Consider the following 13,336-nt stretch of genomic DNA (forward strand, 5'->3'; position numbering starts at 1 on the left):
CAAAGAGAGTCGCCGGTCGGTCGCGCGTCGGCCGCTAGGGCTGGCACTCGGCCGCCCCCCTCGTGGAGAGGATCTGCGATGTCTGCCAGACACCGTCAGCATTCTTGTCGAGCCTGGTGTTGTACTGGACATAGCTGTTCTTGGTGACGGGCGTCCTGGCCACCTCGCCGGTCTCCTTGTCCTTGCTGAACCCCTTGCTCTCGTCGGCGCAGAACGTCAGAACAGCCGAAGTCGTGCCCTTCAGCGTCACGTCCCGATCGAAAAACCGAACCTGACCGGTCACGGTAGCGTTGGCTTTTTCGAACTGCCCGACCCACGACACTGCTGCTTCCAGCGCCTTGCCCGTGTTGTAGAAGCCAAGCGCCTTGCCCTCAGGGTCCGTACCGCTGATGGCAGCGTCGACGGCGCGCATCCGCTCTGCGTTGTCGGCGAGAACGGCGTCCTTGACCGGGTCTCCGGTCTCTGCGTCTTCGAAGGTCAGCTTCAGGTCCGGCGGAAGCTCCACCTTCGGCCGGCCGACTGCCGCAGTGGACGAGGAGGAGGGGCTCGGCGAGGCAGACGGCTTGTCCCCCGCGTCCGATCCGGCGATCTCGCCCTCCCTCTTGCCCGGGTTGTCGTCGTCGCTGCCACACGCGGACAGCGTCAAGGCCGCAACGGCGGTCAGCGTGAGTCCCGCGATGAGAGTGGGGCGGCGGCGAATCACTGACGGCTCCTGGGTGGGACGAGGCTTCTCTTCGGCGAAGCAACGCTATCCATCTAGGGCGAACGGCACCAGCGCGGAGTCTGTCTCCATATGGTGTCCAGAGGGTCCAAATTCACTGTACATATGGCGCCTTGGGCCGCGACAGATTCGCACGGAGGGCACCTGAATGGGAAGACGGCGGTGGCGGGACGGGGCGGGGGCTCTGGTCGTGGTGGGTCAGGGTGGCGAAGGTGCGCGTGTTCCGTTGGAGATCGCCGGCTCGTATCGCGCGCGCAGCAAAGGGCTGTTGGGGCGCGACTCGGTCGACGGGGCGATGCTGCTGACGCCCGCCAACAGCGTGCACACGTTCCGGATGCGGATGGCCATCGACGTGGCCTATCTCGACCGGCGGCTCACCGTCATCGCCGTGCGCACGATGCGGCCGGGCAGGCTGGGGCTGCCCCGGCTGCGGGCGCGGCACGTGCTGGAGGCGGAGGCCGGGGCGATGGGTGAGTGGGGGTTGCGGGTGGGGGCGCGGGTGGAGGTCGTGGAGGGCTCGGCCGAGTCGGCCGGCGGGGCCGGCCGGCGGGACTAGTCGTCCGTGACGTCGACGGCGTGGTCGCCGCATCCCTCGAAGACGCTCGGCGTGCCGTGCGTGATCACGAGCAGGTACGAGGTCGGCACCATGGCGCAGTCCTTCTCCTTCCACTGCACGGCGAGGACCGTCCAGATGACGATGAGGACGACGACCACGATGGACGGCACGCTCCGCGTCGTGTGCCATGAGCTGCCACCGTGCGCCGGGCGGGGGACGCCCGGGCCGCCGGGGTCGCCGGGGTCGCCGGGGTCGCCGGGGTCGCCATGCGGTGGTCCGCTTCGGGCCGGCGAACGTTCCCAGGGGCGTCTGCCCTCCGGCTCCCCCGTGTCGTTCGGTGTCATCTCCTGGACTTCTCCCCCGCTCGGTGCAGTCTCGCCGTTTCAAGGTGCCAGGGATCGATGTCCCGGTCCTCGGCGGGGAGTGCAGGGCTGTTTGTCGTGGAGTGCGGTTCGGGCTTCGGTCGGGGAGATGCCGTAGGCCTCGCGGAAGGTGCGGCTGAAGGCGGCGGGGTGGCGGAATCCCCAGCGGGCGGCGATCTCGCCGATCGTGCGGTGTCGTAGGCGGGGGTCGCCGAGGTCGGTCCGGCTGCGTTCGAGTCTGCGCCGGCGGATCGTGGCGCTGACCGTTTCCGGCTCCTCCTCGAAGAGGGCGTGCAGCAGGCGTATCGAGATGTGGTGGTGGGCGGCGGTCGTCGCCGGGCCCAGGTCCGGGTCGTGCAGGTTGTGGTCGATGTAGGCGTTGATACGGGTGAGGAGCACCCGCCTGCGGCTCTCGGCCGGTAACGCCGGCGGGCTGTCCAGGCGGGCGGCGAGGAAGGTGACCGCGAGGTCGAGGGCCACGGTTCCCAGGCGGCGCAGCTCCGTCGGACCGCAGTGCGCGGTGTTCTCCCGCAGTCCGGCCAGGTAGGAGGTGAGCAGCGCGCCCGAACCGGTGCGGGCGGGCAGCGGCGTGGCCACCAGGCGGTCCGTTTTGTCGCTCGGCAGCGGCAGGGCGGTCCGGGGCAGCCGCAGCACGCTCACCCGCGAGGGGCGGCCCTGGTCCTGGAACTCGCAGGCCAGGGGCTGTGAGGTGTCGAAGAGGGCCACGTCTCCCGCCCGGAGGAGGGCGTTGTTGCGACGCTGCTCCAGACCGATCGGGCTGCCGTGGACGAGGAAGAGGTAGTAGTTCTCCGGGTCGGCCGCGCGGATGTGGTCCGGGGTCCGGCGCGCCGACATCGGGGAGAAGGAGAAGGCCGAGAAGTCGGTGTCCACCAGTTCCAGCGTGGTGACCTCGCCCTTGAAGTGGTCGGCGTGTTCGCTGGCGATCGACACCGGCATCACCGCCCGGCTGACCATGTCGCCCCACCAGCCGAACCCCTCCGGGCCGCTGACGCTGTTCGTGGAGAGGAACACCGAGGCCTCCCCCGTTCCGGTCTGCTGCACCGCTGTCCCCCGCTGCATGCGCCTCCGCCCCCGCCTCGGTCGCTCGTCTCCGGGCATTGTCCGCCGCCGTCCGGCCACGCGGGAGCGGTCGGCCGGTCAGTTCGGGAGTTCGGGCAATCCTGCGCCGATCGTCAAGGATGTCTGCGCGCTCGGCCGAGGACAGGGGGTGCGGGTGTACCTGACGGTAGTGAACCCGATCGGTGACGGAGAGGCTCGGTAGGAGATTTGAGCGGTTCGGGTGGCGGCGCCTCGCCAGGGCGGCGGATGGGGGAGGTGGCGGCCGTGGTCTCGGCGATCACGGCCGTCGCGGGGCTCCTCCTGGCGGTCTTCGGGATACCTCTCGTCGGGAACTCCTCGCCGATCGGGCGGAGCGTGGCGGACTCCGGCCGGACTTCCGGTGCGGCCCCGGCCGCGTCGCCTTCGGCTGCGGATGCGGGTTCGGGTTCGGATGCGGCCTCGGCGTCGGCCTCAGCTTCGGCTTCTGGTTCCTCGAAGGCGCCCTCTTCGGCGGCGCCTTCGGGTTCCGCGCCGACTGGGCAACCTCCTGCCGGAGGAGACGAGCCGCGCTCCTCGGCTTCGGCGTCGGCTTCGGCTTCGTCCTGCTCGTCGTCTCTGCCCAAGGGGTGGCGGCGGGTCGAGGTCCCCGCGCTGACCGTCTGCTTCGGCCGACCGGGCGGCTGGGGCGAGAAGCCCGCCAGTGAACTGCAGAGCTCCTGGGGTTCCCCGGACGGCGGGTACGACCTGACCGTCAAGCGGGACAGGACGTACGGCTCGACCGCTCGGGCGGCCTCCGCCGGGCAGCTGGCCTGGTATCGCGACACCTCCGAGTCGTCGATGGCCGACGTCGGGGTCACCACGCACAAGACGCGCCAGAACGGTCGGGACGCTCTCTGGCTGGAGATCGACTACCACTGGGAGAAGCAGAGCGCACCGCGCAAGCGCCTGGAGGTCTTCGTCGCCGGGAAGGCCGGTTACGTGTACCAGTTACTGGTCGACACCGAGGCGACCTCGCAGCGGCCGGCCGAGCAGAGCCGCCTGTTCGCGGCCGCGCGGAGGACCCTGCTGATCGACGTCAGCACGGGGTGACGTACGCGAGGGGACGCGGCCGTCGTGAGGGCCGTCAGCGCGGCGAGGGCCGTCAGGGCGGTCCGGGTGGGGTGTGGGCGGGGGTGGGTTCGGTACCTCATGGCGCGTCAGGGTTCCGTGCGGGGGAAGGAGACCTCGACCCTGCGGTTCTTCTTGCGGCCGGCCTCCGTCGAGTTGTCGGCGATGGGGTACTGCTCGCCGTAGCCGCGGACCTCGTAGGTGATGCCGGCGTCGTTGAGGGACTGGGACAGGACGTCGTGTACGGCGTTGGCCCGGCGTTTGGAGAGTACGTCGCCGTGGGCGGAGGAGCCGAGGTCGTCGGTGAAGCCGAAGACGCGGACTCTTGTGGCGTTCTGGGTCCTGATCTCGTCGGCGATGCCTCTGATGCGCGACTTCGCCTCCGCGCCGAGCTTCGAGCTGTCCTTGCCGAACAGCACCTCGGCCTGGAGCGCGAGCGTCACGCTGGTGTTGGTGTCCTCGCGGCGTTCGTCGCCGCTCTGCTCTTCCACCACCGACTTGATGTCCAGCACCTTCGCCTGCGCGAGCGTGGCCCCGTCCGGGAGCTTCAGGTCGGGGTCGTTGGGGTCCACCTCCACGGGGGCGGAGGCGGAGGGTTCGGTGCCCGGGGGGTCGTCGGCTGCGTAGGACTGGCTCACGCCAACGCTGGCGGCCGTCAGTACGGACGTCGTGAGGAACACTGCGACGCGGCTGTACCGCATTGTTCGCTTCATCCCGAGATCTCAATGGGCGCGGAGGCGAAAGTGGGGAGTTGGAAGGTGACCTTGCCCGTATCGGTCGGGGGTGCCGGAAACTGCATGAAGACGGGAATGGACGCTCCCGGCTTGATCCGAGGCATGTCCGTGGTCGTCAAGGGTCGGCCGTCGGTGTCACGCAACACGTAATAGCGCTTCTTCTTCGCAGGGTCCACAAGAGTGGCGCCGCCGAGTGATCCACCGTGGCGCATGATCTCCGTCTCGTCCCCCCTGGTCTGAATCGGGACGCGCGCCGCCTCAGCGCCGTCGTTCTTGATCTCACCGCTCACTGTCACGAAACCCCCCGCGTCACGTTCGGCGGAGTCGATAGTCAGCAGTAGGCCGTCCTCGCCTTTGAGTTCGGCCAGGGGAGAGTCGGTGCCCTCCTGCGCCGTGGGATCCGACTGCTCCCCTGCTGTGGCGGATGCCGATGCCTCAGCCTTGTCGTCGTCACCACCCCCACTGCTGCAACCGACCATGCAGAGGGTCAACCCGACCGCGACAGTCAATGCAGTCGCTCCGTTGCGGACCTTCAAGGCGAACCGGATGCCCATGACTCCGCTCCCTTCGTCACTCGTCGTCCCGATTAGCTGTCGGCCAGATGAACGTCGAACAGGTCCTGGGGCTTCGGCAACTCTGGGAGATCCTCCGGATCCAGTTCCCAGTCCTGATCATCGCAGGTGATCCTGGGAAGCACATCGTCCTTCCCGTCCCCGTCGGGCAGCTCGAATTCACAATTGGGTTCGATCACGGCAGTGGCAGATGCTTGCGCGTGCTTGTCCTCTGTACCGGGAACAATCGAGTCCCCGACCGGATCGTCCGTCGTGACCTCGACCCTGTATACGAGCGGGCCGTCCGGCTCACAACTGTCGACTTGGGCGTCGTTCTGTGCCGCAAGTTCAGAAGCACGCCAGCACGAGTCGCCGGGCCCAGTCCCCAAACCGTCGAAGATGCGATCCCACGAAGCGGGGTCCGACAGGTTGTCCGCCCACTCCCCCGCGAGCTGATCGCGGGTTTCCTGCGCTGCGGCGAGGGCGGCGGCATCAGCTGCCGTCTGTGCGCCGTTGCGGTTCGTCGCGGCTTGGCCGACCGCGAAGTACGCGAGCGCGAGGAAGAGCAGACCCGCCACCACTGTGACGTAGATAGGGAAGGCCTGCCCTGCGTCCCGTTGGCTGGAGTACAGCGTCAGTCGATGACCTCGTCGATCTTGTCCGTGATCGCGTTGTAGATCGTCTCGCCGATGTCCGTCCCCGTGATCGCCAGCACGATCGCCACCACCACGGCGATGATGCCCAGGTACTCCACCGCCGTCTGGCCCTTGTCGTGTTGGGTGGTGAGGCGGGTGTGCAGGTATGCGGCGGCGGTGTGGAGCCAGTTGGTCATGGTGTTCCCCTCCAGGGTGGGCGGAGCCGTGTTCCTCGTGCGGGTGGGCGGCGGTGATCTGCTGGCTGGTCGTGCCGGACGTCAGGGCGTCCACGATCTCCACCTCCCTCGCGCTCGGTTGGGACCTCGACCTGTCGGGAGTACCAGGTGTCGACTGTCCCACAACGGATTGCGAATGCGAAAGGTATTGCGGCGAAGTGAGGCCAATGGGTCCTTGGGTGCTGTGAGTTGACTTCTCCTGTTCATGTGCAGTCGCACTCCCCTACTCACCCGTGATCGTTCCGAAGTCCGTCCCCGAGCCCAGGATCAGGCCGGCGCCGAGGAGGATCATCGTGGCCGGGACCATGAAGGTCGTGATCATCAGCGTGGCCTTGGGGACCGCTCGGGCGGCCTTGCGGCGGGCGTTCTGGGCGTCCGTGCGGCGCATGTCCTTGGCCAGCGAGACCAGGGTGTCCACGATGGGGGCGCCCAGTTCCTCGCCCTGCTGGAGTGCCGTCACGAACATCGCCACCTGCTCGGAGTCGTTGCGCCGGCGCAGCTCCGTGAAGGCCTCCCGGCGGCTCATGCCGAGGTCCATCTGGCGCAGCGTGATACGCAGTTCGTCGGCCCAGGGACCTTCGTAGCGCGTGGACACCCGGTCCAGGGCCTGGCGGAACCCCAGGCCCGCGCTGACCACGACCGCGAGGACGTCCAGGAAGTCGGGGAGCGTGCGCTCGATGACGTCCTTGCGGACGCGGATCGCGGACCAGATGCCCACCTCCGTCCAGAACGCGCCGAAGGCCAGCAGGAGGAGGGCCACCAGGTACTGGCCGCGGAGGACGAAGACCAGGAAGCCGAGCGCGCCCAGGAAGCCGTAGACCGCGCGGCGGGCGGCGTAGCGGTCGATGGTGAGGCCGCCGGGGTTGCCGGCCAGGTCGATCCTGCGGCGGTAGCGGGCGACCAGGGCCGGGCCCATCAGGCGCAGTACGGCGGGGGCGTAGCGCATGCCCATGCGGTCGATGAGGGAGTGCGCCGCGCCGGTGCGGGTGGCGCCGACCTCCAGGGCGAGGGCGAGGTCGTCGGGGAGCTTGGCCTCGGCGCGGTACATGCGGACGCCGGCGAAGACGCCCCAGACGGCCAGGGCCATGAGGAGGGCCAGGAGGATTCCGGGGAGTGCGGGGGGCATGGCGGTCTCTTCCCTCCTCTCAGACGTCGATGCGGGACAGGCGGCGGATGAGGACGAACCCGACGGCGTAGAGCGCGAAGGCGGTGATCACGGCGGCCTGGCCGGCCGGGGAGCCCGTCATGCGTTCCAGGGCGCCGTCCTTCACCCCGTTCATCAGGAGCAACGAGCCGATGCCCAGGACGGGGACGGCGTACGACGTCATCGTGACCTGGGAGAGCTGGGTGCGGACCTCGCGCCGGGTCTCCTTGCGTTCCTCCAGGGTCTCCGTCAGGTTGCGCAGCGCGCCGACGACCTGGCCGCCCGCGCGGTTGGACAGCACGAGGGTGGTGACCAGGACCACCAGTTCGCGGGAGGGAAGGCGGCCGGCGAGTTCCCCGAGGGCGTCGTCCATCGAGGCGCCGATGGCGAGTTGGTCGGCCACCTTGCCGAGTTCCTCGCCGGCCGGGGCCTCCAGTTCCTCCGCGGCCATGCCGATGGCGGTGCGCAGGGCGAGTCCGGCCTGGGTGGCGTTGGCGAGGATGCGGGCGAGTTCGGGGAGCTGGTTGATGAACTTCTCGATGCGTTTCTGACGTTGCCAGTTGAGGAACTGGATCGCCGCGCCGATGCCGAGGAGGCCCGCCAGGGGGCCGAAGAAGGGGGCCAGGGCCGCCTGGCCGATCAGCCACAGGCCGGCGACCGTCGCCAGCATGTACGCGAAGAACTCGCCGGGGGTCACGTCCAGCCCGGTCGCCGACAGGCGGCGTTCCAGGTTCCGGCCCAGCCCGGTGCGGCGCAGGCGGCGGTCCAGGGTCGGGAAGCGGCGTCGGCGTCCGGCCGACGGTGCCCGGCCGGTCGCGGTGAGGCGGTCTACCAGGGCCGCGCGCTGGGCCTTGCCGGCGGCGTAGGAGTGCAGGCCGACGACCGCCAGGACGCAGGTCAGCAGCGTGACGCCGGTGGTGAGCGTGACGAGCGTGTCGAGTTCCGGTTCCATCGGGCGGTCCTACCTGGCTTCTCGGGTGGTGAGCTGGTCCGGTGTGTGGGCCACGCCGAAGGCCTGCGGGATGGGCTGGCCCGCCATGTAGAGGCGTTCGGCGGTGCGGTGCGGGAGCGGGTGGTACTCGTACGCGCCGAGGACGCGGCCGTCGGCGGTCATCGGGCGGGCGTTGAAGCGGGCGACCGTGGCCAGGCGGTAGGGCTCGCCGCCGTGGCTGGCCAGCATGGCGATCTCGGTGATGCGGCGGGCGCCGTCGGCGAAGCGGGTGAGCTGGATCAGGACGTCGACGGAGCTGTTGATCTGGTCGTGCAGGGCGACGAAGGGGATCTCCACGTCCGACATCGAGGCCAGCGTCTGCAGGCGCATCAGGGCGTCCTCCGCGCTGTTGGCGTGGACGGTGGCCAGCGAGCCGTCGTGGCCGGTGGACATGGCCTGGAGCATGTCCAGGGACTCACCGCCGCGCACCTCGCCGACGACGATGCGGTCGGGGCGCATGCGCAGCGAGTTGCGGACCAGGTCGCGGATGGTGATGCGGCCCTGGCCCTCGACGTTGGGCGGACGGGACTCCAGGCGGATGACGTGCGCCTGCTGGAGCTGGAGTTCGGCCGAGTCCTCGATGGTGATGATGCGGTCGGACTCGGGGATGAGGCCGGAGAGGGCGTTGAGGAGGGTGGTCTTCCCGGTGCCCGTCGCGCCCGAGACGATGATGTTGAAGCGGGCCTGCACCAGGCCCGCCAGCAGGTAGAGCATGTTCTCGTCGAGCGAGCCGAGGCCGATCAGCTCCTGGAGGGTGAAGGAGCGGGGGAAGCGGCGGATGGTGAGGGTGGCGCCGGTGAGGGAGAGCGGCGGGATGATGACGTTGACGCGCTCGCCGGAGGGGAGGCGGGCGTCGACCATCGGGTTCGACTCGTCCACGCGGCGGTTGACCGTCGAGACGATGCGCTCGATGGTCTGCATCAGCTGGTCGTGGGAGGCGAAGCGGAGGGGGAGCTGTTCGACGCGGCCGGCCCGTTCGACGAAGATCGCGTCGGGGCCGTTGACCATGATCTCCGTGATCGAGGCGTCCTCGAGGAGCGGTTCGAGGATGCCGAGGCCGAGGGCCTCGTCGACGACCCGGCGGATCAGCTGGGAGCGTTCGACCGTGGAGAGGACCGGGCCCTCGCGGCTGATGATGTGCCCGAGGACCCGCTCCAGGCGGGCCCGGCGCTCGGCCGTGGCGAGCGCGCTCATCTCGGCGAGGTCGATCTCCTCCAGGAGTTTGGCCCGGTAGGAGGCGACCAGGTGGCCGTCCTCGCCCCGGCTGCCGTGCTCCTCGGGGGAGTGGATGCGTGCGCGCAGGCTCATGCGTCCTTCGCTCCTCGGTCAGTGGTCCAGCGGCATGGTGGCGGTCTTGCGGGCCGGATCGAAGTCCCATCCGGGCACGATCGACGGGATCTCGACGGTGGCGGTGACCGTCACCTCGTCCCCGCCGTACGACTCCGGACAGTCGGTGCCGTCCGCCAACCAGCTGCTGACGGCCGCCGCGCACGCCGCCTGCGCGCTCTCCTGGAGCGAGGCGCTGCGCGCCCCGGCGCGGGCCGCGGTGCCGGCCTGCTGGGCGGTGTACGCGATCAGGCCGAGCTGTACGACGGCCATGCCGACGACGACCAGGATCGGGAGGAAGCCGAGGTACTCGATGGCCACCTGGCCCCGGTCCCTCGCCCGTTGCCCGCGGGAGTACGGCATGTCAGTCGTCCTCCTCTTCCACGGCCCCCGCGTGGCCGTGCACGGTGAACGGGAGGCTGAGGGTGCCCGGGAAGAGGAGGGGGACCTCGATGCGCACGTCGGCGGTGACGAAACCGCCCGCGGTGCCGCAGTCCACACCGGCACCTCCCTCCCACGCGCCCGGCAGCTTGTCCAGGCCCGCCTCCTGGCAGGCGCCCTGCCGCGCCCCGCGCCCGGCCGCGGTCGCCGCCCGTACCGCCTCGTCCGCAGCATTCCCCGCGAGCGTGTACGTGTATCCCACGAGCACGAGCTGCCACAGCACCACCAGCGTCGCGATGATCACCGGCGTCATGCCGAGGAACTCGATGGTGACCTGACCGCCGTCCCGGGCGCGGTCCCGCCCGCGTAACCCGCTCACCCGGCACCGTCCTTCCGGCGCCGGAAGCCGGACGCGCCCCGGTCCCCCTTGAGCCGGCCGTGTCCCTTCCGGCCCGTGTCGGGCACGCCGGCCAGGCCCAGTTCGCCCGCGAGGGCCCACAGGGCCTGCTTCACGGTGCTCCTGCCGTCCAGTTCGTGGACCCGGCCCGCGTCCACGGCGCCCTGGAGCTCCTTGAAGTTGGCGGGGACCGTGGTGGCGGCGATCGCCGTGCCGGTGATCTTCTGGATCAGCGGGGGCTGGATCTCCGTACCCCGGGTGTGCCGGTTGACGACCACGGTGGTCTCCGCCGCCTTGCGGATCTGCAGCCGTTCCCACATCCGCACCGCCCGCTTGGCGCCCCGTACGGCGACCACGTCCGGGGTGGTGACCAGCAGCGCCGTGTCCGCGCTCTCCACGGCGGCCGCGCCGGCCCCGCCGAGCTGGGCGCCGCAGTCGACGACGACCACCTCGTACCGGGAGCGCAGGGCGCCCACGATCTGGCGGGCGGCGCGGTCGGTGATCTCCTCGCCGCGTTCGCCCTCGCCGGGGGCGAGCAGCAGGGCCAGGCCGCTGTCGTGGCGGAAGACGGCGTCGGCCAGGACGCGCGGGGAGAGGTCGGTGATGGCGGCCAGGTCGGCCACGGAGCGGCGGAACTGGACGTCCAGGTAGGAGGCGACGTCGCCGGTCTGGAGGTCCATGTCGAGCAGGGCCGTGGACCGGCCGGAGGCCTGGGCGGCCAGGGCGAGTTGGACGGCGGTCAGGGTGGCGCCCACACCGCCCTTCGCGCCGCTGACGGTGACGACGGTGCCGCCGCTTCCGGTGAACACGTCGACGGCGCCGCCGAGGTGCCGGCGTACGCCCGCCGACCACTGGGCCACCGCCTGGACGCGGCTGGCGAGTTCCTCGTAGCCGAGCGGGAGGGCGACCAGGCCGCGGGCGCCGTGGTCCATGGCGGCCTGGAAGAGGCCGGGGCCGGGGTCGGAGGTGACGAGGACGACGCCGACGGCCGGGAAGCGGAGGGCGACCTCGCGGATCAACTCGAGGGCCGGGACCGGTCCGATGCGCTCGTGGACGACGACGACCTCGGGCAGTTCGTCGACCGATTCGGCGGCCAGGCGGGCGAGGGTGTCGACGAGCTGCGTGGAGTCGGTGACCGGGGCGACCGGTTCGGCGTCCGGCAGCTGGCTGAGCAGGGTCGTGAGGGACCGTACGGCGTCCGGGTCGCCGACTGCCGGGAGGATCCTCGTCGCCATACGGCTCTCACTTGTCCTTCGCGAGTTCGTACGTCCGGTCCTTGTCGGGGACCGTGGTGTCGCCGCCGGGGGCCACCAGCGCGAGCCGGACGCGCCGGGCGAACGACTCGGCGTAGGTGATGCGCTGTGCGTCGATGGTGGACAGGGCGAAGGTGATGGGGACGGCGTCGGTGGGTTCGCGGTCGCGGCTGTCCTCGTCGGGTTCGAGCGAGGTGAGTTCGCCGACGTCGATGACCCTGGCGCCGGTCACGATGATCTTGGACTGGTCGGGGTCGCCCTCGCGCGGGCCCTCGAAGGTGGCGTACACGTTGACGGTGGAACCCGGGGTGATCTTCCCGGCGACGCCGGTCGCCGCGTCGATCATGATGGCGACCTCCTGCTGTCCGGGCCGCAGGGCGGGCGTGTCGACGATCATGTCGGTCTGGAGCAGCGAGCCCGCCTTCAGCGTGGTCACGGCTATCTTGCCGCGGACCCGGGACAGGTCGGTGACGGCGTTCTCGGACAGCCAGCGCTCGGGCATCTCGACCTTCTCGAACTGCGTCGCGCCGAGCTCCGTGTAGGGCTCGATGTCGGACTTCACCCGGTACGCGGTCACCTCGGGGCCGACCTTGGACTTCACGTCGTTGATGACGGACAGCACGCCGGCGAAGGCGCCGAGGGCGCAGAGGACCGACAGGATCAGCAGGATGATGCCGCGGCGCTGACGGGAGTTCATGGGCCGTGCAACCTCATTGGGGGTCGGACGTCCGGGCGGTTCGGACGGGGGCGGGCGGGCAAGTGGCGGGCGGACGGGGGCCGGGCGGGCGAGGGCGGGAGCGCGGACGCCGACGGGGACGGGAAGCGGACGGGGACGGGGCGCTACGGACCTACCCAGTCAGGGCTCGTCTCTCACGACGGCGGCCGAGGGCGGGATCGCGGCGGTGGCCGAGCGCGCGGTCCCGGCCGTCGCCTCCGGCGCCGTCGTCGTAGACCGGTGGCGTCGCGGAGCAGAACACACAGCGGTCGCCGATGACGTCGATGCCGCACCAGTGGCAGGTGCTCCGCCGTACGGACGTGACGAGTTGGTAGAGGACCGAGAGGTCGGGGAGGTACGCGCAGAACTCGGTCAGCCGCCCGGTCCCCCACCAGGTGGCGGACTCGGCGGGCAGGGCCGTCTCGCGCAGCCCCTGGACGTGCCAGGACGGGGCGAGCGAGCCGGTGACCCAGTCGGTCGGGTGCTGCCCCTTGGCGACCAGCAGCCAGGTGCCGAACTCGGGTCCCGTCAGGGCGGCTTCCGGTCCGATCCGCACCAGTTGCGGCACCGGGTGGGCGACGACGCCGAACTGGCTGCCGGGCATCCAGGACCTGGCGTGCGCCTTCAGGCCCACGGGGACGTGGTCGAGCCGGGCGACGGAGCCGAGCAGGGCACCGGCGTGGATGTAGTGGGTGAGCAGCCGGCCGGCGGAGGCGAGGACTCCCGGGCTGAGGTCGCAGGAGGCCAGCTGGCGCAACTGGCGGGCCAGCACCGCGATGCCGAGCGGCGGCAGCGGCGGCCGGAACAGGGCGATGCGGTCGGTCTCCAGGAGGGCGCGGACGGTGTGCAGGCGGCGTTCCACACTCGCCGGGACGGCCAGGGAGCACACCACGATCACGTGTCCGTGCTGGTCGACCAGCGACTGGAGTTCGGCCAGTACGTGCTCCAGTGGGCGCCGGTCGACGTCCTGGAGCACGGCCGCGGGCAGGGTGCGTTCGTCCTGTGGCGGCAGTGCCAGGTCGGCACTGGTCACGGCAATGGCAGTTGGCACGCGCGGCTCCCCGTCTCCCATGCCCGTCGGCCCGCCGGTGTTACTCCGGCACACCCGGATGACTTCACTGCGTGACTACCTGAGCACTGTATCCACGCCTCTGTGACCGGAGAACAG

Annotated in this window: 17 protein-coding genes; 2 read left to right on the plus strand and 15 right to left on the minus strand. The window is 70.5% G+C overall.

All coding sequences use genetic code 11. The annotated features are described in order from the left end of the window. Nucleotides 1–34 precede the first annotated feature (34 nt). A complete protein-coding gene (locus Sru02f_RS32715) occupies nucleotides 35–703 on the minus strand; it encodes a hypothetical protein (protein ID WP_109033197.1) in 669 nt (222 codons plus the stop codon). A 166-nt stretch (nucleotides 704–869) separates the two neighbouring features. On the opposite strand from Sru02f_RS32715, the gene Sru02f_RS32720 reads away from it, so the two are divergent. After that, entirely contained in the window at nucleotides 870–1,277 is a 408-nt protein-coding gene (locus Sru02f_RS32720; protein ID WP_109033196.1) for a DUF192 domain-containing protein, read from the plus strand. On the opposite strand, the gene Sru02f_RS32725 is transcribed toward Sru02f_RS32720, so the two are convergent. After that, nucleotides 1,274–1,447, minus strand: a complete 174-nt coding sequence (locus Sru02f_RS32725) for a hypothetical protein (protein WP_109033195.1) — start codon at nucleotides 1,445–1,447, stop codon at nucleotides 1,274–1,276. The genes Sru02f_RS32720 and Sru02f_RS32725 overlap by 4 nt on opposite strands. A gap of 213 nt (nucleotides 1,448–1,660) precedes the next feature. Next, nucleotides 1,661–2,719 (minus strand): AraC-like ligand-binding domain-containing protein, encoded by a 1,059-nt coding sequence (locus Sru02f_RS32730; protein WP_244941900.1) that lies wholly within the window; start codon nucleotides 2,717–2,719, stop codon nucleotides 1,661–1,663. A gap of 816 nt (nucleotides 2,720–3,535) precedes the next feature. Here Sru02f_RS32730 and Sru02f_RS32735 point away from each other — a divergent pair. Further along, nucleotides 3,536–3,787: a hypothetical protein gene (locus tag Sru02f_RS32735; RefSeq protein ID WP_244941899.1), complete on the plus strand. Its 252-nt coding sequence runs from the start codon at nucleotides 3,536–3,538 to the stop codon at nucleotides 3,785–3,787. A 107-nt stretch (nucleotides 3,788–3,894) separates the two neighbouring features. Here Sru02f_RS32735 and Sru02f_RS32740 read toward each other — a convergent pair whose 3' ends face one another. The 12 genes from Sru02f_RS32740 to Sru02f_RS32795 all read right to left on the minus strand — a co-directional run bounded on the left by Sru02f_RS32740 (nucleotide 3,895) and on the right by Sru02f_RS32795 (nucleotide 13,240). After that, nucleotides 3,895–4,506, minus strand: a complete 612-nt coding sequence (locus Sru02f_RS32740) for an OmpA family protein (protein WP_109033192.1) — start codon at nucleotides 4,504–4,506, stop codon at nucleotides 3,895–3,897. 8 nt (nucleotides 4,507–4,514) lie between these two features. After that, complete coding sequence (locus Sru02f_RS32745; protein WP_109033191.1) at nucleotides 4,515–5,093, minus strand: hypothetical protein; 579 nt, start codon at nucleotides 5,091–5,093, stop codon at nucleotides 4,515–4,517. 32 nt (nucleotides 5,094–5,125) lie between these two features. Next, nucleotides 5,126–5,722 (minus strand): pilus assembly protein TadG-related protein, encoded by a 597-nt coding sequence (locus tag Sru02f_RS32750; RefSeq protein WP_109033499.1) that lies wholly within the window; start codon nucleotides 5,720–5,722, stop codon nucleotides 5,126–5,128. Between the two features lie 2 nt (nucleotides 5,723–5,724). Beyond that, a complete protein-coding gene (locus tag Sru02f_RS32755; RefSeq protein ID WP_109033190.1) occupies nucleotides 5,725–5,922 on the minus strand; it encodes a hypothetical protein in 198 nt (65 codons plus the stop codon). 262 nt (nucleotides 5,923–6,184) lie between these two features. Continuing rightward, entirely contained in the window at nucleotides 6,185–7,087 is a 903-nt protein-coding gene (locus Sru02f_RS32760; protein WP_109033189.1) for a DUF5936 domain-containing protein, read from the minus strand. A gap of 19 nt (nucleotides 7,088–7,106) precedes the next feature. Next, nucleotides 7,107–8,057, minus strand: coding sequence for a type II secretion system F family protein (locus Sru02f_RS32765; protein WP_109033188.1), 951 nt, complete (start codon nucleotides 8,055–8,057; stop codon nucleotides 7,107–7,109). A gap of 9 nt (nucleotides 8,058–8,066) precedes the next feature. After that, entirely contained in the window at nucleotides 8,067–9,404 is a 1,338-nt protein-coding gene (locus Sru02f_RS32770) for a CpaF family protein (protein WP_109033187.1), read from the minus strand. Between the two features lie 18 nt (nucleotides 9,405–9,422). Next, complete coding sequence (locus tag Sru02f_RS32775; protein WP_109033186.1) at nucleotides 9,423–9,785, minus strand: TadE/TadG family type IV pilus assembly protein; 363 nt, start codon at nucleotides 9,783–9,785, stop codon at nucleotides 9,423–9,425. A gap of 1 nt (nucleotide 9,786) precedes the next feature. After that, nucleotides 9,787–10,182 (minus strand): TadE/TadG family type IV pilus assembly protein, encoded by a 396-nt coding sequence (locus Sru02f_RS32780; RefSeq protein ID WP_109033185.1) that lies wholly within the window; start codon nucleotides 10,180–10,182, stop codon nucleotides 9,787–9,789. Continuing rightward, nucleotides 10,179–11,435, minus strand: a complete 1,257-nt coding sequence (locus Sru02f_RS32785; protein WP_109033184.1) for an AAA family ATPase — start codon at nucleotides 11,433–11,435, stop codon at nucleotides 10,179–10,181. The genes Sru02f_RS32780 and Sru02f_RS32785 overlap by 4 nt, the downstream gene beginning before the upstream one ends. A gap of 7 nt (nucleotides 11,436–11,442) precedes the next feature. Beyond that, nucleotides 11,443–12,150, minus strand: coding sequence for a Flp pilus assembly protein CpaB (gene cpaB, locus Sru02f_RS32790; protein WP_109033183.1), 708 nt, complete (start codon nucleotides 12,148–12,150; stop codon nucleotides 11,443–11,445). Between the two features lie 151 nt (nucleotides 12,151–12,301). Beyond that, nucleotides 12,302–13,240, minus strand: a complete 939-nt coding sequence (locus tag Sru02f_RS32795) for a hypothetical protein (RefSeq protein WP_109033182.1) — start codon at nucleotides 13,238–13,240, stop codon at nucleotides 12,302–12,304. Between the last annotated feature and the right edge of the window lie 96 nt (nucleotides 13,241–13,336).

The organism is Streptomyces rubrogriseus (assembly GCF_027947575.1).
GTDB classification, from domain to species: Bacteria; Actinomycetota; Actinomycetes; order Streptomycetales; family Streptomycetaceae; genus Streptomyces; species Streptomyces rubrogriseus.

Bases quoted from the DNA above. Each gene is read 5' to 3' on its own strand.
- Sru02f_RS32720 (WP_109033196.1), top strand. From the start codon at position 870: ATGGGAAGACGGCGGTGGCGGGACGGGGCGGGGGCTCTGGTCGTGGTG.
- Sru02f_RS32730 (WP_244941900.1), bottom strand. From the start codon at position 2,719: ATGCAGCGGGGGACAGCGGTGCAGCAGACCGGAACGGGGGAGGCCTCG.
- Sru02f_RS32735 (WP_244941899.1), top strand. From the start codon at position 3,536: ATGGCCGACGTCGGGGTCACCACGCACAAGACGCGCCAGAACGGTCGG.
- Sru02f_RS32740 (WP_109033192.1), bottom strand. From the start codon at position 4,506: ATGCGGTACAGCCGCGTCGCAGTGTTCCTCACGACGTCCGTACTGACG.
- Sru02f_RS32745 (WP_109033191.1), bottom strand. From the start codon at position 5,093: ATGGGCATCCGGTTCGCCTTGAAGGTCCGCAACGGAGCGACTGCATTG.
- Sru02f_RS32755 (WP_109033190.1), bottom strand. From the start codon at position 5,922: ATGACCAACTGGCTCCACACCGCCGCCGCATACCTGCACACCCGCCTC.
- Sru02f_RS32760 (WP_109033189.1), bottom strand. From the start codon at position 7,087: ATGCCCCCCGCACTCCCCGGAATCCTCCTGGCCCTCCTCATGGCCCTG.
- Sru02f_RS32765 (WP_109033188.1), bottom strand. From the start codon at position 8,057: ATGGAACCGGAACTCGACACGCTCGTCACGCTCACCACCGGCGTCACG.
- Sru02f_RS32770 (WP_109033187.1), bottom strand. From the start codon at position 9,404: ATGAGCCTGCGCGCACGCATCCACTCCCCCGAGGAGCACGGCAGCCGG.
- Sru02f_RS32775 (WP_109033186.1), bottom strand. From the start codon at position 9,785: ATGCCGTACTCCCGCGGGCAACGGGCGAGGGACCGGGGCCAGGTGGCC.
- Sru02f_RS32785 (WP_109033184.1), bottom strand. From the start codon at position 11,435: ATGGCGACGAGGATCCTCCCGGCAGTCGGCGACCCGGACGCCGTACGG.
- cpaB (WP_109033183.1), bottom strand. From the start codon at position 12,150: ATGAACTCCCGTCAGCGCCGCGGCATCATCCTGCTGATCCTGTCGGTC.
- Sru02f_RS32795 (WP_109033182.1), bottom strand. From the start codon at position 13,240: ATGGGAGACGGGGAGCCGCGCGTGCCAACTGCCATTGCCGTGACCAGT.